Here is a 23,096-nt window from a genome sequence, read left to right as displayed (position 1 = left end):
GTCGCCGACGGCGCCACCACCACCGGCCGCCCGCGCAGCGACGGCAAGGTCCCCCACGGCACCGCGTACAGCGCGCCGGTGGGCACGATCACCAGCTCGCGGTCGCCGAGGTAGCGCGCCAGCGGCGCGACCAGCCGCGCGTCGAGCACGTCGGCGCTGCGCAGCGCTGACGCCCCGACGACCGCGCTGAGCTGCGGCGGCAACCCGTCGGGGGCGAACGTGTCGAGGTCGGCGTGCAGGCGGGTGGCCCACTCGAACGTCTCCGCCGCCGACCCGAGCCGGGTGAGCCGGGTCCGCCCGGCCGCGACGACCACCGCCACCAGCTCGTCGCCGGACACCGCGAAACTCACCAGCGCCCTGTCGCCCAGCGCGTCGGTCACCGCGCCGAGCGACGCCACCGGGCGCGGACGGCCCCACGGCGTCGCGTACCAGCCGTGCCGCACCACGTCCCGCTCCAGCGTGGCGATCTGTTTCTCCTCGCGGCGCGGCGACCGGCCGGCCAGCCGTGCCTGCTGCGCCGCCCGCCGCAGCGACCGCACCTCCGACACCTGCTCGGCCAGCACCGGGTCGTCGATCGCGGGCAGCGGCTCGTACCGGTAGACCTGCGCCCGGGTCCGCTCCAGCCACCCGAACAGCTGACGGCCGGTGCACCGGGGGCCCGCCAGCACCAGCCGCACCGCGAGGTCGCCGAGCTGCTGGCCGTGGATCGCGGTGCCGCACACCAGTTCCAGCCCGCCCATCCGGTCCCTGGCCAGGCCCAGCTCGGTCAGCCCCGCACGGGCCTCGGTCAGCGCCCGCCGCCGGTCGCCGCGGGCCACGGCCAGCTCGGCACGGCACAGCCGCAGCAGCATCCGGTGGTCGAGCGGGGTGGTCGACCGCTGCCTCGGCAGCTGGTCGAGGAGCAGCTCGGCGGCCGCCGGGTCGCCGCGGCGCAGCTCGAGCCGGACCGCGAGCATCAGCGCGAGGCCGGTCTCGTCCTCCAGCAACAGCGCGCGCAGGGTGTCCGACAGCTTCACCGCCAGCACCGGCAGCCGGGCCGGGACGCGGCCCGCCGCCAGCGCCGCCGCGGTGTCCGCCCGCAACGCGGCCAGCGCGGCGACCGCCGCCCACCTCTCGTTGCCACGCTTGGTGAAGCGCCGCTGCGCGGACCTGGCGAGGCGGCGCGCGTCACGGACCCGCCCGTCGAGCAACGCTGCTGCGGCGCCGGTCACCTCGGCCTCGGCGAGGTCCTGCCCGGCACGCTGCGCCCGCAGCCGAGGGATCACCTCGTCGAGGTGGGCCGCGGCGTCGGCGCCGAGCCCGGCGGACAACAGCGCCCGCGCCTGGTCCAGCCGCAGCGCGGGCAGCAGGCCGGGAGTGCCGACCCGGTAGCTGCCCTCCGCGTCGGCGTAGTGCCGCAGCGCGGTGGGCAGGTCACCGGTCATGTACGCGACATAGCCGAGGTTGTGCCGTGCCTTGGCCGCGAGCCAGCCGATGCCGTGCTCGGCGCAGACCTCGAGGCAGACCTCGAAGTCGTGCGCGGATCGCGCCGCGTGCGCGAGGTCGATGAACGCGTGCCCCCGGTTGAGGTAGGCACTCGCGAGCACCACCGGATCACCCGCGCCGCAGCGCTCCCCCGGCGCACCGCGCCTGCCGGTGGCCTCCTCGAGTCGTTCGATCGCGTCGTCGAACAGGTCGATGCCCTCGACGATCTTGCCTGCCCGGTGCATGAGCAACCCGCGGTTGCACAGCACCAGGCCGTCCAGCTCGGCGCGGCGCTGGCCGTCCGGCAGCACGGCCAGGTGGCCCGCCGCCTCGTCGAGCCTGGCCAGTCCCCCGGCGTGCGAGCCGGACTCCGCCTGCGCGTACCCGAGGCTGACCAGGACCCGCACCCGCAGCACCGCGGCCTGCGGCGAGTCGGGCGCGATGGTGTCGAGGCACCGCAGCGCGTCCAGCAGCAGGGCCACGGCGCGGTCGAACCGGTACGCCCACCCCGCCTCGCGGGCGCGCTGGTGCAGAGCGACCACCTCCGCGAGCACGTCGATGTGACGAGCCCGCGAGGTTCCGCTAGGCAAGCTCGCCATCCCACCCCACTACGACGCGCGACGACATGGCGAGCCGGTCCCGATTCCGCCGCACGTCACTGCCAGTGACGCCGGACCAGCTCGGCGTCCGTGGCGACGAGCGCCTGCTGGGCGCGTTCCGCCGCGTCGGACGCCTTCGCGCTCTGCTCGTCGTGTGCCAGTGCGCTGGCGAGCAGGCCGGCGACCACCGGGGTCGCGAACGAGGTGCCCGCCCACACCGCGAACCCGGAGCGCAGGTCGTCGGGGTCGGGTGCGGTACGCACCCACGGCCCGAGCCCGAGCGGGTCCGGGTAGGCGAGCCCTGGGCTCGCCGCGCCCTCCCACTCCACGGGCACCGTGCTGACCAGCGCGTTGCCGGGCGCCCAGCGGCTGACCCACTCGCCCCAGTTGCTGAACGCCGCGGTGGTGAGGCCGGGGGCGTTGCGTGCGCCGATCGCGCTGAGCAACTCGACGCCACCCGACGCGCTGCCGGTACCGAGGCCGAACGCGGCAGGCAGGAACGGCCTGGTCGTCGCGTCGTTGCCGGCGGCGGCCACCACGAGCACACCCCTGCTGGTGAGCCGGTTGATGGCGTTGAGCACCTGCGACACCTGGGCCGGGTCGGTCGTCTCCGCGTAGAAGCCGAGCGAGAGCGACACGACGTCGACCGCCTGCGCGGGGTCGCCGGACTCGACACGCTCCGCGAGCCAGTTCAGCGCGAGCAGCAGCGCGCCCTCGGTGGAGTAGCCGTCGCTGTGCAGCACGCGCAGCGAGAGGATCTTCGCGGCGGGGCACAGCTGGTGCACCAGGCCGGACACGAACGTGCCGTGGCCCGCGTGCGAGTCGAGCAGCCCGAGCAGCGGCTGAACCAGGTTCTGGACCTCTTCCGGGTCGTCGAGCGGGTACGGCTCGACCAGGCTCGGGTCGGTCGCCTCCTGCTGGCCGAGCAGATCCTGGAAGGCCTGCGACACCTCGATGATCGGGTCGGCCGGGTTCTGCGAGTCCCACCATGGGTGCCTGCCGATGCCGGTGTCGAGCACCGCGACCACCGGGCGGCGGCCACCGGTGAGCGTCTCTGGCGCGGGCCGCGCGGGCTGCGGCATCAGCATGGCGACCGGGTTGCGGCTGCCCGTGTACAGGGCGATCGACCCGCCGACGCTGCCGCCGTTGGACACCGGGACACCGCCGACGGCACCGCCGTTGGACACCGGCGCGCCCTCGACCGCGACCGTTGCCGGCATCAGCAGGTGGTCGAGCTGGTAGTTCTTGACCCGGTTGTTCAGCTTGTCCCGCAGCCACACCAGCGCGGCCCACGGGTCAGGTGCGCGGTCGGCCACCGCGCCCTCCGCCCGGCGGAGCGGCACCGGCACCCCGAGGTCCGGTGGGAGCCTGCCGACGTTGCTCTGCCAGTTCTCGTCCGTCGATGGCCGCAGCTCGAGGCCGATCTCGGCGAGGTGCCGGTTGATCTCGCTCTGGTCGGGGCCCGGCAGGAGCGAAGGGACGTCACCCGCGGGTACGAGCAGTGTCTCGCTGCGGTAGACCGTGGAGTAGGGCCGCTCGCCGGTGGAAGGACGCACGGCCACGGCCGGGTCGAGAACCCGCGCGCGGTGCCGCGCGAGGATCTCGGGCGGGATGGCGATCGCGTCGGGGATCAGAGGGTTCCGCCGGGGCGGCTCGCCACGTGGACGGTCGCCGTTCGGGAACGCGGCGGTCATGAGTCAACCTCTCGACGTACGGGATGTCGTTACGCACCCATACGTCGACGGTCCATCCTCCGGCGTAACGGTCTACGCCGAACGGGATGGCCGAGCCACCCGAACGAATGGTTCGCTTCGTGAACTTCGTTCAGGAGGTCGCCGAGATGGTCGCGCTGCCGAGCACCACATCACCATCGGGGTCCTCGCGATAGAGCACAACGGCCTGTCCTGGGGCGACTCCCCGCAGCTCGCCGTCGAGCCGCACGACCAGCCGTCCGTCCACAGTGGACGCTTCGGCCGGTGCGGTGCCGCCATGCGCCCTGACCTGCGCGACACAGCGCGTACCGGCGGCGATTCCGGCACCCGACGGCCAGGTCGGGGCCGTGCCGACGATCTCCCGCACCGCGAGCTTCTCGGCGGCGCCGACCCGCACGTTGCCGTTCACCGGTTCGAGTGACAGCACGTAGCGCGGCCTGCCGTCGGCGGCCGGGACGCGCAGGCCAAGACCGTGCCGCTGGCCGACGGTGAACCCGTGCACCCCCGCGTGCGCGCCGAGCACCGCACCGGTCTCGTCGTCGACCAGCGCACCCGGCCGCTCACCGAGGTGCCTGTTCAGGAACGAGCGGGTGTCGCCGTCCGGGATGAAGCAGATGTCGTGACTGTCCGGCTTGTCGGCGACGGCGAGGCCGCGCTCGGTGGCCTCCGCGCGCACGGCCGACTTCACCGAGCCGCCGAGCGGGAACATGGCGTGCCGCAGCTGGTCAGGGCGCAGCGAGGCCAGCACGTAGGACTGGTCCTTGCCGTCGTCGGCACTGCGCCGCAGCTCCGGCTGACCGTCCACAAGCGACAGACGAGCGTAGTGACCGGTGGCGACCGCGTCGAAACCGAGTGCGATCGCCTTGTCCAGCAACGCGGCGAACTTGATGCGCTCGTTGCACTTCAGGCACGGGTTGGGCGTGCGGCCCGCGGCGTACTCGGCGACGAAGTCCTCGACCACGTCCTCGGTGAACCGCTCCGCGAAGTCCCACACGTAGAACGGGATGCCGAGGATGTCGGCGACGCGGCGCGCGTCGTGCGCGTCCTCGACCGTGCAGCAGCCGCGGGCGCCGGTGCGCAGCGTGCCGGGCTTGGCGGACAGCGCGAGGTGCACACCGGTGACGTCGTGACCGGCGTCGACCGCGCGAGCCGCGGCCACGGCGGAGTCCACGCCACCGGACATGGCGGCCAGAATCTTTTTCACGCCGTCCCCTCGCAGGCTCCGTGACGCCGCTGTGCCTTCTGGTTCGCTCCGCAAGCTCCGCTCACGCCGTCCCCACGCAGGCTCCGTGACGCCGCTGTGCCTTCTGGTTCGCTCCGCAAGCTCCGCTCACGGCCTTCTGGTTCGCTCCGCAAGCTCCGCTCACGAGATCTCCACACGAGTAGCGGCGCGACGCATGTTCACCAGGCCCGCACTGCGCGCGCGTTCGACGACGGGCCCGATGGCCTCGGCCAGCGCGGTCACGTCCGCGCGCGTCGAGGTGTGCCCGAGCGAGAACCGCAGCGAGCTGCGGGCCAGGCCGGGCTCGACGTCCATGGCCAGCAGGACGTGGCTTGGCTGTGCGACCCCCGCGCTGCACGCGGAGCCGGTGGAGCACTCGATGCCTCGGGCGTCAAGCAGCATCAGCAGGCTGTCGCCCGCGCAGCCGGGGAACGTGAAGTGCGCGTTGCCGGGCAGCCGCGATGGCGCGTCGTCCACATCGGACTGGCCGGGGTCGCCGTTCAGCACGGCGTCCGGCACGATCTCCCGCACCGCGGCGACCAGTTCGTCGCGCAGCGCGGCGAGCCGCGCCGCCTCGGCGGGGCGGTGGTCGACGGCGTGGCGGACGGCGGCGGCGAGCGCGACGATCGCGGGCACGTCCAGCGTGCCGGACCGGACCTCGCGCTCCTGTCCCCCGCCGTGCAGCACCGGGGTGCACGGCACGTCGCGGCCCAGCAGCAGCACGCCGGCGCCGAACGGGCCGCCGAGCTTGTGCCCGGTGAGGGTGAGCGCGGACGCCCGCGACGCGGCGAAGTCGACCGGGATGACGCTGACGGCCTGCACGGCGTCGGTGTGGAACGGGATGCCCTGCTCGGCGCAGGTCGTGGCCAGTTCCTTGACCGGGTTGACCGTGCCGACCTCGTTGTTGGCCCACATGACGCTGACCAGCGCGACACTGGCCGGGTCCTCCGCGATCGCGGCCCGCAGCGTGTCGTCGTGCACCCGGCCGAACGCGTCGACCTCGAGCAGCGTCAGCTCGGCGCCCTCGTGCTCGACCAGCCACTCCGCGGCGTCCAGGACCGCGTGGTGCTCGACCGCCGACACCAGCAGGCGCGTGCGTGCCGGGTCAGCGCCGCGACGAGCCCAGAAGATGCCCTTGACCGCGAGGTTGTCGCTCTCGGTGCCGCCGGCGGTGAAGATCACCTCGGACGGTCTGGCGCCGAGCGCGCCCGCGACGGTCTCGCGGGCCTCCTCGATCAGGCGCCGGGCACGCCGTCCGGAGGTGTGCAGCGACGACGCGTTGCCCCTGATGGTGCGCGCGTCGCTCAGCAGGGCGGTCATCGCCGCCGCCGATACCGGCAGCATCGGCGTGGTGGCCGCATGGTCCAGATAGGTCATCAACAGACAAGGGTAGTCCGGGTCCGGTGAAATTCGGTCATCAGGCTTGTCGTACGGGTCGGAAGACGAGGGCCCCGAGCAACGCCAGGCCCGCGAGCAGCAGGTTGAGCGGCACGATCGCGGCCGACGGCGCCGTGGTGGACGCCAACGTGGCGAGCATCACGCCGCCGAGGCCCACGGCGATCGCCGCGAACGTCATGTCGTTGACCTGTAGCGCGGAGGAGACGAACCCTCGGTCGCGCGGCGCGGCGTAGTCGAGCCCGAGCACGCTGATCGACGGGTACGCGAGGCCCATGGCGGTGCCCGCGACCAGCCAGAACGGCACGACGAGCCAGCCGAGCCCCCAGTCCGCGCCGACCAGGGCCATCGCGGCGAGCGAGGCGGACAGCGCGAGCAACCCGACCCGGATGAGCGTCGGCCGGTCGACGTCGGGGCGGCGGCCCTGCCAGTGCGACGCGGCCGCCCACCCGCAGGCGCCGACGGTCAGCGGCACCCCGGACATGGCGGGCGAGAACCCGTGCACCGAGGTCAGCGTGAGCGGCACGAACGCCTCGACCCCGAAGAACGCACCCGCGAACACGCCCCGCACCAGCACGGTCGCAGGCAGCCCCGGCCGGGCGGTGAACGTGCCACGCGGCAGCAGCACCCGCATGGCGGGCACGAGCGCCGCGAGCCCGGCGAGGCCGAGCCACAGCGTGGTCGGCGACGGGTGCTGCGCGGCCCAGGTCAACGCGGCGATGCCGAACGCGGTGGCGACGGCGGCGAGCGCGACCCCGCGCCGCGCGGTTGACGCCGGTGCGTCCCGGTCGACCTCGGGCAGCTGCCGGATGACCGGCGCGAGCAGCAGCACACCCAGCAACGCGAACGGCGCGATGCCGAGGAACACCCAGCGCCAGCCGACGTGCTCGGTGATCAGCCCGGCCGCCGTCGGCCCGACGAGCGATGGCACCACCCACGCGGCGGCGAGCAGCCCGAACACGGCTGGCCTGCTGCGGCGCGGGAACACCAGCGCGACGAGGACGTAGATCGCGACGGTCTGGGTGCCCAGTCCGAGGCCCTGCAGCACCCGGCCCGCCAGGAGCACCGGCATGCCGGTGGCCACGCCGGACGCGATGAGCCCCGCCAGGAACAACCCGGGCCCGGTGAGGAGCGCGGGCCCCGGCCCGAAGCGGTCACAGAACCTTCCCGAGAGGACCGTCGCCATCACGCTGGCGGCGAGGAACGCGGTGAACGGCCAGGAGTACAGCGCCTCGCCGTGCAGCTCGGCCACCATCATCGGCATCGCGGTGCTGACCCCGAGGTGCTCGAAGGCGGCGATGGTGACGAGCGTCAGCATCCCGATGGTGGTCGCGCGGTAGCTCGCCGACCAGACGGATGGCGCGTTCTCCTCTTGTTGCGGTTCGACCGCGTCCAAGCTCACCAGATCATGGTGCAACCTCGACCGGGCTGGAGGTCCAGTGGTTTTCGGCGGGCGCCAGCACGTCGTCGACGGCCCGCTCGGCGAGCAGCGCCAGCTCGCGGCGGCCATCGGCCCGGCCGGGCGCGATCTCGGCGAGGACGTGCACCTCCAGCACGAGTCCCCGGAGCGCGGCGGTGCGGAGCACGGACTCGACGATCGTCTCGTCGCCGATGAAGGCGGGCGCGGTGGTGGCGGCGCCGTCCCGGAGGCGGAACCGCAACGCCACCGGCAGCACCGGGACACCACCGTCGATCGCAGCCTGGAACATCGCGGGCCGGAACCGCCCGTGGGTGAGCCCGCACCAGGTGGTGCCCTCCGGGCAGAGGTTGACCATCGCACCACCACGCAGCGCGTCGGCGAGCGTGGTGACGGTGGCGGGCAGTGACCTGATGTTCTCCCGGTCCACGTACACCGACCGGGCGGCGGACACGAGCCACCCGAGCACGGGCCAGGACGCGATGTCCTTCTTGGCCACCGCACGCATGGGCCGCACCGCGTTGACGGCGACGATGTCGAGCCAGGAGGTGTGGTTGTTGACGACCAGCGCACCACGCCCTGGTCCCGGGATCTCCCCGTGCACCGCGAGCCGAACCCCCATGACGAGCAGCACGGCACGGAAAGTGGCTCTGGTGAGCCAGGTCCGCCCCATCCTGGCGATCACCGCCAGCAACGGGAGGCTCAGCAGACTGAGAAAGACGACGACCACGACCGCGACGACCCGCAGTGTCCTCAGCGGGCGCCCGACGGTCGGTTCCTGCCCGCCGAGACACGACGGCCCGCACGGCGAGGCAGGCATCCAGGCGTGCCTCATCGCTGGTCGCCGAGGAAGTAGCTGAGGTAGCGCTGATCCATCCGGTCCAGGCCGAGAAGGACGAACAGGTCGGCCACCCCGAAGTCGACGTCGACCGCGGGCGGCCCGCACACCCACGCACCGAGGCGGAGATACCCCTTGAGCAGCGGTGGAATCACGGTTCTCCCCGGCACGTCGACGCCAGCCGGGTCCCACGGCCGCAGCGGCCGCACCTGGTACTCACGCGGCGCGAGATGCCTGCGCCGCACGGTGTCCCACACCCCGGCGGCGAGCGTTCCCCCGTCCCGCAAGGGAACGGAGGCACACCCGGCGAGCCAGTTGTGCCCGGACAGGAACATGTACCTGGCGATCCCGGCCCACACGAGGCTGACGACCGCACCGGTCCGGTGGTCGGGGTGCACACACGACCGGCCGGTCTCGACCAGCGCCGCCCGCAGCGGGGCGAGGTTGCGAAGGTCGAACTCGGCCTCGGCGTAGAGCATTCCGGCCGCACCCGCCCGCTCGGGCGGCAACATCCGGTAGCAGCCGACGATCTCACCGGAGACGTCCTCGCGGACCACGAGATGGTCGCAGTGCTCGTCGAAGGCGTCGACGTCGCGCCCTGGCACCGGAGTGTGGAGGGTGGCCCCCATCTCCCCGGCGAACACCCGATGCCGAAGCCGTTGCGCGGCAACGACTTCCTCCCCGTCCCTGGCGACGAGCAGCGAATAGCGGGGCGCGGTGGCGCCCTCATCGGTGGTGCTGACGAGAAGCTGTGCCTGCGTCATGCCTCAGGTGTACGCGCCACCCGGCAACCAGCACGTGACTCTTCCGATGACACCTGCGTGGCTGCGGGGTGAACTCTCCCGAGAACCCAGGCGAGCAACCGCAACGGACACGAAAAGGCCGCCGCGGCAAAGCCGCGGCGGCCCTCGTACGGCAGGAACTACTTGCGCTTCTGGACTTCCTCGGTGAGCTGCGGAGCGACCTTGAACAGGTCACCCACCACCCCGTAGTCGGCGATCTCGAAGATCGGCGCCTCGGCGTCCTTGTTCACGGCGATGATCGTCTTCGAGGTCTGCATGCCGGCACGGTGCTGGATGGCCCCGGAGATCCCCAGCGCGATGTACAGCTGCGGCGACACGGTCTTGCCGGTCTGCCCCACCTGGAACTGCGCCGGGTAGTACCCGGAGTCGACGGCCGCGCGTGAGGCACCGACGGCGGCACCGAGCGAGTCGGCGAGCTGCTCGACCACGGAGAAGTTCTCCGCGCTACCGACGCCACGCCCACCGGACACGACCACGGAAGCCTCGGTCAGCTCCGGCCGGTCACCACCGGTGATCGGCTCACGGCCAGTGATCCTGGTGGCCTTCGCGGCGTCCACAGCAGGCACCTCGACGGCGGTCTCAGCCGCGGCACCCTGGGCCTGCACGGCCTCCAGCCCACCGGGCCGCACCGAGATGACCGGCACACCCTTGGTCGCCTTGGTCTTCACCACGAACGCGCCACCGAAGACCGACTTGGTGACCGTCAGGTCGCTGTCGACACCGATGGCGTCGATCAGCAGGCCACCGCCGATCCGCGCGGCGAGGCGGCCGGAGACCTCCTTGCCGTCGGCGGAAGCGGACACCAGCACGGCGGCGGGCGACACCGACGAGACCAGCGACTCGAGCACGTCGACGTGCGGTGTCACCAGGTAGGACGCGGCGTCCTCCGACTCGGCGACGTACACCTTCTCCGCGCCGTAGGCGCCCAGCTGCTCGGTGAGCTTCGCGGCGGAACCGGGGGCGCCGACGACGACCGCCGACGGTGACCCGATCTCCCGCGCGGCGGTGAGCAGCTCGAACGTGACCTTCTTTACCTCGCCGTCAACATGATCGACGAGGACCAGAACCTCAGCCATTGGAATCCTCCTCAGATCAGTTTCTGCGAGACCAGGTACGCGGCGACCTTCGCGCCGCCGTCACCCTCGTCCTCGACGCGCTGGCCCGCCTCGCGCGGCGGCTTCGGGGCCGCCTCGGTCACCGTCGACCACGCGGAGGAAAGGCCGACGTCGTCGACGCCGAGGTCGGCGACGGACAGCGTCTCGACCGGCTTCTTCTTGGCCGCCATGATGCCCTTGAAGGACGGGTAGCGCGGCTCGTTGATCTTCTCGCTGACGCTGATCACGACGGGCAGCGACGCCTCGAGGTGGGTCAGGCCCTCGTCGGTCTCCCGGGTCACCTTCACCGTGGAGCCGTCGAGCTCGACCTTGCGGGCGTGGGTGAGCTGCGGGTAACCGAGCAGCTCGGCGAGCACCGCGGGCACCGCGCCGCCCTGGCCGTCGGACGCCTCGTTGCCCGCGATGACGAGCTCGGCACCCTCGACCTTACCGACGGCCGCCGCGAGCACCTTCGCGGTCTGCAGCAGGTCGGACCCGTGCAGCGAGTCGTCGACCACGTGCACGGCCTTGTCGGCGCCCATCGACAGACCCTTGCGGATCGCCTCGGTCGCGCGCTCAGGGCCGACGGAGAGGACAGTGACCTCGCCGCCATGGGCTTCCTTGATCACGAGCGCCTCCTCGATGGCGCGCTCGTTGATCTCGTCGAGCACCGCGTCGGCCGACTCCCGGTCCAACGTGAAGTCGGAGTCGGAGAGTTTGCGCTCCGAGTAGGTGTCCGGGACTTGTTTCACCAGCACGACGATGTTTGGCATGGGTCTGCTCCGACCTCCTGGGATACGAGCGGCTAGCGCGAGGCAAACAATACGAGGTAACCCCGCATCTGTCCGGCCAGCCACATGTTACTGACCAGTAGTTGGGGAGCAAACCGAGTGCGCCTCAAGTCTCCGTGACGGTGCCCACAGAGCATCGTTAGTTAACATAAGCACATGCCTGGACGAGTTGGCCTTGTGACGGACTCCACCTCAAGCCTCCCTGTGGGGTTGGCCGCGCAGTGGGGGATCACGATCGTGCCGACGCAGATCAAGATCGGGGAGCACGTGCGCGCCGAGCACAACGTGCCGACCGACGTGCTGGTCAGGGCGCTCGAGGACAACCTGAACGTGTCCACGTCCGCCCCGGACCCGGCGGGGTTCCTCTGGGCCTATGAGGACCTCGCCGCACGCGGTGCGGACGAGGTCGTGTCCGTGCACATCTCGAGCAAGCAGTCCGAGACCTACGAGATCGCGCGCAGGGCCGCCGCGCAGAGCCGGGTGCCGGTGCACGTCGTAGACTCCGGCACCACCGGCATGAGCCTCGGCTACGCCGTCCTGGCGGCCGCCAGGGTCGCGGGCGCGGGCGGCGGATCACGCCGCGTCATGGACGCGCTCGCCAAGCGGATCGAGGGCAGCGCCGAGCTGATCTATGTGGACACCCTCGAGTACCTGCGCAAGGGCGGCCGCATCGGCGCCGCCACCGCCATGCTCGGCGGCGCCGTGTCACTCAAGCCACTCCTCACCATGATCAACGGCCGGGTCGCGCCGCTCACGAGGGCACTCGGCACCGAACGGGCGCTGCGCAAGCTGGTCGACACCGCGGTGCAGAAGGCGGGCGCCCAGACCGTGGACATCGCGATCGAGCACTTCGACGCACGGGCGCGTGCCGACACGATCGCCGCTCGGGTCCGGGAGCGGCTCCCGCAGGTCCGGGAGATCACGTTCACCGAGGTCAGCTCCACGATCGGGGTACACCTCGGCCCGGGCGCCGTCGGCATCACCGTTTCGCCGAGATGAGCCTTCCTACCGCGTAGTAGCCTGCCGCGATGGAGTCGGAGTCCGCAATGCCGCAGCTTCCGTTGACCGGTGAGCGGACCGTGCCCGGGATCGTCGAAGAGAACTACTGGTTCAGACGCCACGAAGCCGCCTACCTCGCGCTGCGCCCGTACTGCGTCGACGCGTTCGTGCTCGAAGCCGGGTGTGGCGAAGGTTACGGCGCGGACCTGCTAGCCCGCGACGCGGTCGGCGTGCTCGGCCTCGACTACGACGCCGCCACGCTGCGCCACGCCGCCAAGGCCTACCCCGGCGTCCACACCGCACGGGCGAACCTCGCCGCGCTGCCGCTAGGTACGTCCACTGTGGACGTCGTGGCGAACTTCCAGGTGATCGAGCACCTGTGGGACCAGGAAGGGTTCCTGCGCGAGTGCCTGCGCGTGCTGCGGCCGGGCAGCCGCCTGCTGATCACCACCCCCAACCGGATCACCTTCTCCCCCGGCCGGGACACGCCGCTGAACCCGTTCCACACCAGGGAACTCGCACCGTCCGAAATGGACGCGCTGCTGCGGGGTGCGGGGTTCGACGTGGAGTTCCTCGCCGGGCTGCGGCACGGGTCGCGCCTCGGCGTGCTCGACGCCGAGTTCGGCGGCTCACTCATCGACGCGCAGGTGGCGGTGGCCGTCTCCGGCGAGCCGTGGCCCGAGGCGCTGCGGGAGGCGGTCGCCTCGGTCGCCGCGTCCGACTTCGCGATCACCACCGACGACCTCGACTCGAGCCTCGACATCGTCGCCGTGGCGGTCCGGCCATGAGCGAGCTTGCGAGTGAATCATCAACACCGTGCGAGCTTGCGAGCGAATCATCGACACCGTCACCACAGGCGCTCGGAGCCTGCGAGGAGCGGCCATGAGCGAGCTTGCGAGCGAGTCATCGACACCGTCACCACGGGCGCTCGGAGCCTGCGAGGAGCGTCCGTGACGGAGGAGGGCTCGTTCTGCCTGGTGCTGCACAGCCACCTGCCGTGGCTCCCCCACCACGGCACCTGGCCGGTCGGCGAGGAATGGCTCTACCAGTCGTGGGCGCACTCGTACCTGCCGGTGGTCGACATGCTGCACCGGTTCGCGGCGGAGGGCCGCCGCGACGTGCTGACGCTGGGGGTGACCCCGGTGCTCGCCGCCCAGCTCGACGACCCGTACGCGCTGCGCGCCTGCCACGACTGGCTCGGCAACTGGCAGCTGCGTGCGCAGTTCGCGGCAGGGCAGTGGCACCAGCCGCTGCTGCGCGACCTCGCGGCCGCCGAGTTCCGCGCCGCCGGGCACGCGCTGGAGGTGTTCGAGTCGCGGTGGCGGCACGGGTTCTCGCCGATACTGCGGTCCCTGATGGACGCGGACGTGCTCGAACTGCTCGGCGGGCCCGCGACGCACCCTTTTCAGCCCCTGCTCCGGCCCGAGGTGCGCCGGTTCGCACTGCGTACCGGCCTGGCCGACACGGCGCTGCGGGTCGGCAGCGCACCGGCGGGTATCTGGGCACCGGAGTGCGGCTACGCGCCGGGCATGGAGGCGGACTACCAGGCCGCCGGGGTCGGCCGGTTCCTGGTCGACGGGCCCGCGCTGCACGGCGACACGCACGCGGCACGGCCGGTCGGGTCGTCGGACGTGCTGTGCTTCGGGCGCGACCTCGAGGTGACCTACCGGGTGTGGTCGCCCAAGGCGGGCTATCCGGGTGACGCGGCCTATCGCGACTTCCACACGTACGACCACCCGAGCGGGCTGAAGCCGTCGCGGGTGACCGGCAGGCACGTACCCCCGCACGAGAAGAAGCCGTACGAACCGGCGCTGGCGGCGGCCGCGGTGCGCGGGCACGCGGCCGACTTCGTTTCGACGGTCGTCGAGCGGCTGCGGTCGCTGCGGGAGCGGCATGGCCGCCCCGGCCTCGTGGTGGCGGCGTACGACACCGAGCTGTTCGGGCACTGGTGGCACGAGGGCCCCGCGTGGCTGGAGGCCGTGCTGCGGGGGCTGCCGGAGGCCGGGGTGCGGGTGACGACGCTGCGCGGTGCGATCGAGGCCGGGCACGTCGGCGAGCCGGTGACGCTGCCGGCGTCCTCGTGGGGTTCCGGCAAGGACTGGCGCGTCTGGGACGGCGAGCAGGTGTCCGACCTCGTGACCGCGGGCGCGGCGCTGCAGGACGAGCTGATGGCGGTGCCGCCGGTGTCCTACCGCGATCCCGTGCGGGACCAGCTGGTGCGCGAGGCGCTGCTGACGCTGTCGAGCGACTGGGCGTTCATGGTCACGAAGGACTCGGCGGCGGACTACGCGCGGCGGCGTGCGAAGGTGCACGGCGACCGGTTCGCGGAGCTGGCGGCGCTGCTGCGGGCGGACCACCGGTCCCGGTTCGCGCGGGCCGAGGCGCTGCGGGCGGAGGACGGCGTGTTCGGACGGTTGGACGCACGGGGGTTGCTGGTCTGATGCGCGTGCTGATGTTGTCGTGGGAGTACCCGCCGATCGTCGTCGGCGGGCTTGGCAGGCATGTGCACGCGCTCGCGACCGAGCTGACCGCGCTGGGGCACGAGGTCGTCGTGCTGTGCAGGCACGAGGCGGGCAGTGACGCACTGACCCATCCGACGACCGACACCGTGCAGGAGGGCGTGCGGGTGGTGCGGGTCGCGGAGGACCCGACGCACCTCACGTTCGAGAAGGACCTCGTGGCGTGGACGCTCGCCATGGGCCACGGGCTGGTGCGGGCCGGGCTGTCCCAGCTCGGGTCGTGGCGGCCGGACGTCGTGCACGCCCACGACTGGCTGGTGACCCACCCCGCCATCGCACTGGCCGACTTCTTCGCCGTGCCGCTGGTGGCGACCATCCACGCGACCGAGGCAGGCAGGCACAGCGGGTGGCTGTCGCAGTCGCTGAACCAGCAGATCCACTCGGTCGAGTGGTGGCTGGCCAACCGCGCCGACGCGTTGATCACCTGCTCGTCCGCGATGCGGGCCGAGGTGTCGCACCTGTTCGAGGTGACCGACATGTCGGTGATCCACAACGGGATCTACCCGCAGGGCTGGCGGCCGACCGCCGCGGCGGTGCGCGAGGCACGGGCGCGGTACGCACCGGACGGGGCGCCGGTGATCGTGTACTTCGGGCGGCTGGAGTGGGAGAAGGGCGTCCACGACCTGGTTGCCGCGCTGCCGAAGGTGCGCCGCGCGTTCCCTGGGACGCGGCTGGTGGTGGCCGGTCATGGCAGGCAGGCGGCGGCGCTGGTGGACCAGTCGCGGAAGCTGCGGGTGCGGCGGTCGGTGGACTTCGCTGGGCACCTGCCGGACCGGGCGTTGACGGCGCTGCTGGTGGCGGCCGACGTGGTGGTGCTGCCCTCGCGGTACGAACCGTTCGGGATCGTGGCGCTGGAGGCCGCCGCCGCCGGGGCGCCGCTGGTGGCGTCAACGGCTGGCGGGCTGGCGGAACTGGTGGTGGACGGGGAGACCGGGCTGTCGGTCACCCCCGGCGACGTGGACGCGATCGCGGGTGCCGTGCGCACGGTGCTGGCCGACCCTGCGTCGGCCGCCAGGCGGGCCAGGGCCGCGAAGGCCCGCCTGGCAACGGAGTTCTCGTGGCAGGGCATCGCGGAGGAGACGGTGGCCGTCTACGCGTCGGCCACCGTCCGCGACCACCAGCCACTGGGCCGCCCCAAGATCGCGACGGGCAACGCCTTCACGACGTGAGGTCGCCCGGTCGCGTCAGTTGTGGTTCTCCAGGGTCTTCTTAAGTGCCGCCGCGGCTTTGCGGGACATGTCGGCCACCGCGGCGCGGCGTTCGGCCTCGGCCTCGTAGGTGGCGCGGCGGTCGCGGACGATCTTCGCCGGGATGCCAGCCGCCACCGCGTAGTCCGGGACGTCGCCCTTCACGACCGCGTGCGCGCCGAGCACCGCGCCGCGGCCGATGCGGCTGCCCTTGGTGATCGTGACCTTCGTGCACGTCCACGTGTCCGGGCCGATGCGCACCGGCGCCTTCACGATGCCCTGGTCCTTGATCGGCAGGTTGATGTCCGAGGTCACGTGGTCGAAGTCGCAGATATACACCCAGTCGGCGACGAGCGCGGCCTCACCCAGCTCGATGTCCAGGTAGCAGTTGATCACGTTCTGCCTGCCGAACACGGCCTTGTCGCCGATGCGCAGCGAGCCCTCGTGGCAGCGGATGGCGTTGCCGTCGCCGATGTGCACCCAGCGGCCGATCTCCATGCGGCCGTAGCCCGGCCTGCAGTGGACGTCGAGGTCCTTGCCGAGGAACACCATGCCACGCAGCACGATGTGTGGGTTGGCGACGCGGAACTTCAGCAGCCGCCAGTAGCGCACCAGATACCACGGCGACCACGCCCGGTTGCGGATCACCCAGCGCAGCGACTCGACGGTCAGGAACCTCGCCTGGTCCGGGTCCCTGCGCGCCCGCCGCCAGCCGCGGACCCGCTCGGCGACAGGCGATCCCCACATGGATGTCATGGCAGGTGACCGTATCGGACGCGGTGCCAGAAGTGCCCGCTACCGGCCTGTTGCGGTTGCTGCGAGCGAGCGGGCCGATACCGTCTGGTACATGACACCTCTCATCATCGACACGGACCCCGGCGTCGACGACGCGTTCGCACTGGCGCTGGCGTGTGCGGCGCCCGAGGTGGACCTGATCGGCGTGACAACGGTGTTCGGCAACGTCGGCCTCGCGACGACGACGCGCAACGCGCTGCGGGTGCTCGCACTGTGCGGGCGGGAGGACGTGCCGGTGGCGGCGGGCGCCGAGCAGCCGCTCGTGCACCCGCACCCCCACCGCGCGCGGCACGTCCACGGCGCCGACGGGCTGTCCGGGCGGTCGGACACGCTGCCGGAGCGGGCGGCGGGGGTGGCCGGGGTCGACGCGGTGTCGCTGCTCGTGTCACTGCTCGAGTCGGCGCCGTCACCGGTGACGCTCGTGCCGATCGGGCCGCTGACGAACATCGCGCTGCTGCTGGCCGCGCACCCGGCGGTGCGGAGCAAGATCGCGCGGCTGGTCGTCATGGGTGGCGCGCTCGGCGGCGGCAACGTGACGCCCGCGGCCGAGTTCAACATCTGGAGCGACCCCGAGGCGGCGCGGCGCGTGCTGGTGGAGGAGTCGGTGCCGGTCACGATGGTGCCGATGGACCTGACGGTGCGGTGCGCGGTCGACGGGCCGTGGCTGGACTCGCTGTCCTCGGCCGGGCCGAAGGGCGCCACGCTGGTGTCGCTGGCGGCCTCGTCCCGGGAGCACTACAGCCGGTCGCTCGGCCGCGACGGCGTCGTGATCCACGACGCGGTCGCCGTCGCGGAGGCGATCAAGCCGGGCCTGCTGCACACCAGGGCGATGCCGGTCGAGGTGGACTGCGGGTTCGGGCCGGGCCGGGGCACGGTGATCGCGGACCAGCGGCCGATCAGGGAACCCGGCGGACGCCGCGAGGTCGACGTGGCGTTGTCCGCGGACCTCGACCAGGTTCGCTCGTTCCTCCTGACCCACCTCGCGGGCTGACCGCCACCGGCCACAAATGGCCGGAAGGTGGCCCGGCCCCGGCTCTCCGAGTACCTGTCGCAAGAGCAGCGTGCATGCTGTGCACCCTGTCGCTGGTGTACGTGCCGGAGACGACGCCCGACGCGTGGGACGCACAGAACATCGGGGTCTCCGTCCAGCGGCCGGACGCCCCCTACGGGTCGCCAGGTTCGCTGAACGTCTGCGACCTCGCGGGGAGCGTGGCACAGCTCATGATCAACCGCGTCTGACGCCCGTCACGACGCGACACACACGTAAGCCATGGGGGTTCTGCCGACCCTTGTCAGCACCACCGTCGCCGCCTCCCGGCCCGAGAGCTTCAGCCTGGGGCGCAACGTGTTCGGGTCGACGTCCAGACCGCGGACCAGGATCTCCAGCCTGCCGACGCCCCGGCGCCGCAGCGTCTGGCGGAGCGACTTCTCCGTGTAGTGGCCGTGTTCCAGTACCCGGAACGCTCGTATCCCGTCGGGTTTCGTGTCGCCCGTCAGGTACGCGATCCGCTCGTCCAGCTGGCCGAAACCGAGCCGTGCCGCGTACTGGCGCACCAGGCCGGCGCGCACGACCGCGCCGTCCGGGTCCACGAGCCACTCCCCCGCCTCGCGGACGGGGCAGTCGTCTGGCTCGCCGGACGTGACCGTCCACATCGGACTTCCCGTGCGCAGGACCGTCGCCCGCCGCGGTGGGCCCGCGAACGCACCCGTCCACAGGCACGCCTCGCGCACCTGCCCGTCCAGAGACACCAGCTCCACCTCGCCGGTCCACGGCAGCTCGGCGAAGTCCATGCCCGGTGCGCACTTCACCGCCAGGTCCCGGCCGGGGTAGGCATCGGCCAGCTGGTCCAGCGGCGGGACGAAGTCCGCCGCGTGCCAGCGGCGGCGACCGGCGGAGTCCCGCCGCGCCGGGTCGACGAAGATCGCCGAGTGCCGGGTGACGGGCCGCAGCGCGTCGGCGCGCACGAGCGGCGCGGAGACGTTGTGCGCCGCCATCGCCAGCCGGACCTCGTCGAGATCGGAGCCGACGCAACGGTCCGCCACCTCGGCCAGCGCGGCGAGGTCCACGCCCACCGAGCAGGTCACGTCGTGCACGGACCGGCCAGCGAACCGGGTGGCCCGGTGCCGGGCCACCGGCATCGGGGTCGCCTGCTGCAACGCGGTGTCGGTGAAGAACCAGTCCTCCGGCGAGTCCACTTTGGCCGCGGCGCGGCGGCGCAGCAGCACCGTCTCCAGCACCATGCCTGCCTGGTCGCCCAGCAACCGCCGGGCGGTGGCGACGTCCGCGAGGTAGCTCGCCGAGGTCAGCGGCAGCCCGGAAACCGCCGCCACAGCGGAAACCCCGGCCGATGAACGCAGGAAGCGCACATCGGCCGGGGTGAACACATAGGTCAGGACTTCGTCCCGGTGATCAGCACGTTGTAGAACAGGTCGCGCGGGGCGACCTTGCGCAGCACGTTCTCGTCGAGCCAGGACAGCCGCAGCCACGCCTTATAGGCGAACAGCCGCCAGCCCAGCGTCAGCTTCTCCTGCGGCACCGCGGCCTCGAACGTGCGCACCGGCCAGCCGAACAACGCGGCGGCCAGCTCCTCGGTGTGCGCGTGCACGTTCGCGGCACCCGCTGCCCGCGCGACCTTCTCCAGGTCGGTCGGGTCGAACGTGTGGATGTCGACGATCGCCTCCAGTGCGGCCGCGCGGGACGACTCGTCCAGCTCCGACTGCGGGCGGCGCCAGGCGGACAGCGCGGGCAGCTTCGTGACGTTCGTGGTGAGCCACCACGTCAGCTGGCCGAGCTTGCGGGCGTACGTGTCGCCGATCTTCGTCGGCTCGCCTGCGAACACGAACCGGCCACCCGGCTTGAGCACCCGCAGCACCTCACGGAACGCGGCGGGCACGTCCGGGATGTGGTGCAGCACCGCGTGCCCGATGACGAGGTCGAAGCTGTTGTCCTCGTACGGGATCGTCTCCGCGTCGGCGACGCGGCCGTCCACGTCGAGGCCGAGGTTCTCCGCGTTGCGCAGCGCGACCTTGACCATGCCGGGCGACAGGTCGGTGACCGACCCCTTCTTGATCACGCCGCCCTGCATGAGGTTCAGGAGGAAGAACCCGGTGCCACTGCCCAGTTCCATGGCGTGCTCGTAGGGCCAGTCCTCGTCACCCGCGACCGCGCGGAAGCGGCCGGTGGCGTAGTCGATGCAGCGCTCGTCATACGAGATCGACCACTTCTCGTCGTACGTGTCGGCTTCCCAGTCGTGGTACAGCACGTTCGCGAGCTTCAGGTCGGAGCGGGCCGCCTCGACCTCCGCCTCGGTGGCGTGCGGGTTCGGCGCCGGGTCGGCCACCTGGTTCTCGTCCACCGGGTTACTTGCCACGAAACGTCGCCTTTCCCGGACCGTTCTCGATGAACGACCGCATGCCCGTCTTCTGGTCCTCCGTCGCGAACAGCGCCGCGAACACGTTGCTCTCCAGCCGCAGTCCGCTGTTCAGGTCGCCGTCGAGACCACCGTCGACGGCCGTCTTCGCGGCGGCGAGCGCGGCCGAGGCGGCACCGGAGAACCGCGACGCCCACTTCTTCGCGGCCTCGTAGACGTCGTCCGGCGCGACGACCTCGTCGACCAGCCCGATGTGCAGTGCCTCCGCCGCGTCGACGAACCGTCCCGTGTAGATGATGTCCTTCGCCCGGCTGGGGCCGACAAGACGCGGCAGGCGCTGGGTGCCGCCCGCACCCGGGATGATGCCGAGCAGGATCTCCGGCTGGCCGAGCTTCGCGTTGTCGCCCGCGATGCGGCGGTCGCAGCACAGCGCCAGCTCGAGGCCGCCGCCGAGCGCGTAGCCGGTGATCGCGGCGACCGTCGGCTTCGGGATGTCGGCGACAGCGGTGAACGAGGAGGACAGCTGACCGGCGCGGGCGGTCATGTCCGCGTAGGTCATGTCGGCCATCTCCTTGATGTCCGCACCCGCCGCGAACACCTTCTCGCCGCCGTAGACGATCACCGCGCGAACGTCGTCGCGCTGGGCCGCCTCCTCGGCGGCGGCGCGGATCTCCGCCTGCACCTGCCGGTTGAGCGCGTTCATCGGCGGCCGGTCCAGCCGGATGGTGCCGACGCCGCTGTCGACCTCGAGCCTGACGAACTCACCCACGCGACTGCCTCCCTACTGAGAAGTAACCCGGCCCAAACTAGTCCGAGGTACGGCGACGCGCGAAGTAGCGGTCGCCGAGCTGATCCAGCTCCAGGTCCTGGCCGAACGTCTTCGACAGGTTCTCGCTGGTCAGCACGTCGTCGAGGAGGCCCTGCGCGACGATGCCACCGTCCGCGATCAGCAGCAGGTGGGTGAATCCCGGCGGGATCTCCTCGACGTGGTGGGTGACGAGGATCGTCGCGGGCGCGTCCGGGTCGCGGGCCAGGTCGGAGAGCCGGGACACGAGGTCCTCGCGGCCGCCGAGGTCCAGGCCAGCGGCCGGCTCGTCGAGCAGCAGCATCTCCGGGTCGGTCATCAGCGCGCGGGCGATCACGGTCCGCTTGCGCTCGCCCTCGGACAGCGTGCCGAACAGGCGGTCGGTGAGGTGCCCGATGCCGAAGCTCTTGCACAGGTCGAGCGCGCGGCCGGTGTCGAGCTGGTCGTAGGCCTCTCGCCAGCGGCCGAGCACCGCGTAGCCCGCGCTCACCACCACATCGAGGACCGTCTCCTCCGGCGGGATGCGCGCGATCAGCGCGGCGGAGCAGAAGCCGATCCTCGGCCGCAGCTCGAACACGTCCACCCGGCCGAGCTTCTCGCCGAGCACGTGCACCTCCCCCGTTGAGGGGTGCAGCTCGGCGGCGGCCAGTTTGAGCAACGTCGTCTTCCCCGCCCCGTTCGCGCCGAGGATCACCCACCGCTCGTCGAGTTCGACGCTCCAGTTCACCTCCGAGAGGAGGTTGTTCTTGGCGCGCCGCACACCGACGTCGGCCATGTGCACGACCAGGTCATCGAGGTCCACTACCGTCACGATGCCCTATTCAACATGAGGGTTTGCACGCGCGTGCCCTCGGTTTGCCTCAGTGCGCAGCCGCGGTGGTCCCGGCAGGTCAGCACCGCGTTGACTCACCCCATGACCGGCTACACCGTGAACACCACGAGTCTCGCGATCCGCGTCGGCGAGCTGAACGCCGTCGCAGGCCAGGTCGGCGAGATCATCGGCGCCCTCGACCTCACCGGCGGCGACCTTGGCCCCGGCGACATCGGCGCCGCCGTCGCCGAGGTGGCAGGCGAGTGGCGCGACAACCTCGGCGACATGCAGGACAAGATCAGCAAGATCGCGGACAACGTGCGCGGCGCCGTCACCAACTACGAACTCGTCGAGCAGGGCGGCGAGGACCGGATGCGCGCGCTGGCCGAAGGCACGGTCCGTGACCAGGTCTTCGAGACCCTCCGCGACGCGGCCCCGAGGAGGCAGCAGCCGTGAGCGAAGCTTGCGTAGCGAACCATCAGACACAGAGCGAACGCCCCGGAGCCTGCGAGGGGGCGTCGTGAGTACTCGCAGTTTTCCCGCGCTCGGGTTCGACCCAACGCCCGGCGAGGCGGACGCGGTCAAGACGCTGATGCTCCAGCTCGCCACCGCCGCCGAGACGATCAGCACGACGCTGCCCCGGCTGGAGGACGCGGCGAAGATCACCGACGACTCCGAGTGGGGCGGTAGCGCGGCGGAGGAGTTCAGCGACCACGGCGACGACCTGCCGCAGGGCCTCGGCAAGGGTGGCGAGGCGATCAACGCCGTGACCACCGCGCTGTCGGCCTGGTTCGGCAAGCTCACCTCCAACCAGGCCCGCGCGGACGTCCTCGAAGCCGCCGCGAAGAAGCTCAAGGCGAAGCTCGGCACCTTCGACACGTGCACCCCGGAGTCGACCGCCGTCAGCACCCAGCTGGCCAGGATCCTCGACGACGCGAGGCGCCTCGAGGCCAGGCACCTGCGCGAGGCCAACGCGACCGCCGACGCCATCCGCAAGGGCAAGGACGGCGACCCGTTCAAGCCGGAGAACGACAGCTGGTACGTGCAGGGCTTCGACGGTGTCGCGGTCGCGGCCGACGGCGTCTCGCTCGCCACCGCGACCGCGGCGGCCGGGCTGGCCGCCACCGGTGTCGGGCTGCCCGCCGCCGCGGTGCTGGAGGCCGCGTCGACCGGGACCGGCGCGGTCGGGTCGCTCGCCGCCCTCGGGCAGCAGCTGTCCGGTTCGCGCAACGCGCCCGGCTGGGGTGCGGTCGCGATCGGGCTCGGCACCAGCG

The 23,096-nt window shown here is 72.0% G+C and carries 22 protein-coding genes; 8 read left to right on the top strand and 14 right to left on the bottom strand.

Translation table 11 applies throughout. The features are described from left to right. The 9 genes from WBA97_RS13390 to WBA97_RS13350 all read right to left on the bottom strand — a co-directional run. Positions 1-2,054: CHAT domain-containing protein (locus WBA97_RS13390; protein WP_424231099.1), on the bottom strand; the 2,054-nt coding region annotated here is incomplete at its 3' end. 65 nt (positions 2,055-2,119) lie between these two features. Next, on the bottom strand, positions 2,120-3,757 hold the full coding sequence (locus tag WBA97_RS13385) for a S8 family serine peptidase (protein WP_424231098.1): 1,638 nt from the start codon (positions 3,755-3,757) through the stop codon (positions 2,120-2,122). 130 nt (positions 3,758-3,887) lie between these two features. After that, positions 3,888-4,979: a tRNA 2-thiouridine(34) synthase MnmA gene (gene mnmA / locus WBA97_RS13380; RefSeq protein ID WP_424231097.1), complete on the bottom strand. Its 1,092-nt coding sequence runs from the start codon at positions 4,977-4,979 to the stop codon at positions 3,888-3,890. Positions 4,980-5,138: 159 nt separating this feature from the next. Then, on the bottom strand, positions 5,139-6,374 hold the full coding sequence (locus tag WBA97_RS13375) for a cysteine desulfurase family protein (protein ID WP_424231096.1): 1,236 nt from the start codon (positions 6,372-6,374) through the stop codon (positions 5,139-5,141). Positions 6,375-6,414: 40 nt separating this feature from the next. Then, positions 6,415-7,794: an MFS transporter gene (locus tag WBA97_RS13370; protein ID WP_424231095.1), complete on the bottom strand. Its 1,380-nt coding sequence runs from the start codon at positions 7,792-7,794 to the stop codon at positions 6,415-6,417. Between the two features lie 4 nt (positions 7,795-7,798). Next, positions 7,799-8,644: a lysophospholipid acyltransferase family protein gene (locus WBA97_RS13365; protein ID WP_424231094.1), complete on the bottom strand. Its 846-nt coding sequence runs from the start codon at positions 8,642-8,644 to the stop codon at positions 7,799-7,801. After that, complete coding sequence (locus WBA97_RS13360; protein ID WP_424231093.1) at positions 8,641-9,411, bottom strand: GNAT family N-acetyltransferase; 771 nt, start codon at positions 9,409-9,411, stop codon at positions 8,641-8,643. Before WBA97_RS13360 ends, WBA97_RS13365 begins: the two co-directional genes overlap by 4 nt. A gap of 158 nt (positions 9,412-9,569) precedes the next feature. Continuing rightward, positions 9,570-10,526, bottom strand: coding sequence for an electron transfer flavoprotein subunit alpha/FixB family protein (locus WBA97_RS13355; RefSeq protein ID WP_424231092.1), 957 nt, complete (start codon positions 10,524-10,526; stop codon positions 9,570-9,572). 11 nt (positions 10,527-10,537) lie between these two features. Beyond that, a complete protein-coding gene (locus WBA97_RS13350; protein WP_424231091.1) occupies positions 10,538-11,317 on the bottom strand; it encodes an electron transfer flavoprotein subunit beta/FixA family protein in 780 nt (259 codons plus the stop codon). A 174-nt stretch (positions 11,318-11,491) separates the two neighbouring features. Here WBA97_RS13350 and WBA97_RS13345 point away from each other — a divergent pair, with 174 nt between their 5' ends. The 4 genes from WBA97_RS13345 to WBA97_RS13330 all read left to right on the top strand — a co-directional run bounded on the left by WBA97_RS13345 (position 11,492) and on the right by WBA97_RS13330 (position 16,022). After that, positions 11,492-12,334 carry a DegV family protein gene (locus tag WBA97_RS13345; protein ID WP_424231090.1) on the top strand — a complete coding sequence of 281 codons (843 nt, stop codon included), beginning with the start codon at positions 11,492-11,494 and terminating at the stop codon, positions 12,332-12,334. A 29-nt stretch (positions 12,335-12,363) separates the two neighbouring features. Then, positions 12,364-13,122: a class I SAM-dependent methyltransferase gene (locus WBA97_RS13340; RefSeq protein ID WP_424231089.1), complete on the top strand. Its 759-nt coding sequence runs from the start codon at positions 12,364-12,366 to the stop codon at positions 13,120-13,122. Positions 13,123-13,284: 162 nt separating this feature from the next. Beyond that, on the top strand, positions 13,285-14,775 hold the full coding sequence (locus WBA97_RS13335) for a 1,4-alpha-glucan branching protein domain-containing protein (protein ID WP_424231088.1): 1,491 nt from the start codon (positions 13,285-13,287) through the stop codon (positions 14,773-14,775). Next, positions 14,775-16,022, top strand: coding sequence for a glycosyltransferase family 4 protein (locus tag WBA97_RS13330; protein ID WP_424231087.1), 1,248 nt, complete (start codon positions 14,775-14,777; stop codon positions 16,020-16,022). Before WBA97_RS13335 ends, WBA97_RS13330 begins: the two co-directional genes overlap by 1 nt. 15 nt (positions 16,023-16,037) lie before the next feature. Here the strand turns inward: WBA97_RS13330 and WBA97_RS13325 are convergent, their stop codons facing one another. Continuing rightward, positions 16,038-16,796, bottom strand: a complete 759-nt coding sequence (locus WBA97_RS13325) for an acyltransferase (RefSeq protein WP_424231086.1) — start codon at positions 16,794-16,796, stop codon at positions 16,038-16,040. 91 nt (positions 16,797-16,887) lie between these two features. Between WBA97_RS13325 and WBA97_RS13320 the strand changes: the two genes are divergently transcribed. Together WBA97_RS13320 and WBA97_RS13315 are read left to right on the top strand one after the other, a co-directional pair. Continuing rightward, positions 16,888-17,826 (top strand): nucleoside hydrolase, encoded by a 939-nt coding sequence (locus WBA97_RS13320; protein WP_424231085.1) that lies wholly within the window; start codon positions 16,888-16,890, stop codon positions 17,824-17,826. A 74-nt stretch (positions 17,827-17,900) separates the two neighbouring features. Beyond that, positions 17,901-18,074 carry a hypothetical protein gene (locus WBA97_RS13315; RefSeq protein WP_424231084.1) on the top strand — a complete coding sequence of 58 codons (174 nt, stop codon included), beginning with the start codon at positions 17,901-17,903 and terminating at the stop codon, positions 18,072-18,074. Positions 18,075-18,080: 6 nt separating this feature from the next. Here the strand turns inward: WBA97_RS13315 and WBA97_RS13310 are convergent, their stop codons facing one another. Genes WBA97_RS13310 through WBA97_RS13295 form a run of 4 tightly spaced genes read right to left on the bottom strand, consistent with a single transcriptional unit; the run spans position 18,081 to position 21,786 of the window. Next, a complete protein-coding gene (locus tag WBA97_RS13310; RefSeq protein WP_424231102.1) occupies positions 18,081-19,229 on the bottom strand; it encodes a THUMP-like domain-containing protein in 1,149 nt (382 codons plus the stop codon). Continuing rightward, on the bottom strand, positions 19,226-20,176 hold the full coding sequence (locus tag WBA97_RS13305) for a class I SAM-dependent methyltransferase (protein ID WP_424231101.1): 951 nt from the start codon (positions 20,174-20,176) through the stop codon (positions 19,226-19,228). Before WBA97_RS13305 ends, WBA97_RS13310 begins: the two co-directional genes overlap by 4 nt. Positions 20,177-20,195: 19 nt before the next feature. After that, on the bottom strand, positions 20,196-20,975 hold the full coding sequence (locus WBA97_RS13300; protein ID WP_424231083.1) for an enoyl-CoA hydratase/isomerase family protein: 780 nt from the start codon (positions 20,973-20,975) through the stop codon (positions 20,196-20,198). A gap of 37 nt (positions 20,976-21,012) precedes the next feature. Beyond that, positions 21,013-21,786, bottom strand: coding sequence for an ABC transporter ATP-binding protein (locus WBA97_RS13295; RefSeq protein WP_424231100.1), 774 nt, complete (start codon positions 21,784-21,786; stop codon positions 21,013-21,015). Positions 21,787-21,924: 138 nt separating this feature from the next. On the opposite strand from WBA97_RS13295, the gene WBA97_RS13290 reads away from it, so the two are divergent. Both WBA97_RS13290 and WBA97_RS13285 read left to right on the top strand, forming a co-directional pair. Continuing rightward, positions 21,925-22,278 (top strand): WXG100 family type VII secretion target, encoded by a 354-nt coding sequence (locus WBA97_RS13290; protein ID WP_424231082.1) that lies wholly within the window; start codon positions 21,925-21,927, stop codon positions 22,276-22,278. 64 nt (positions 22,279-22,342) lie between these two features. Beyond that, positions 22,343-23,096: hypothetical protein (locus WBA97_RS13285; RefSeq protein ID WP_424231081.1), on the top strand; the 754-nt coding region annotated here is incomplete at its 3' end.

This window comes from Actinophytocola sp., from assembly GCF_049647105.1.
Taxonomy (GTDB): Bacteria; Actinomycetota; Actinomycetes; order Mycobacteriales; family Pseudonocardiaceae; genus Actinophytocola.
This window is presented reverse-complemented; position numbering and strand designations above follow the sequence as displayed.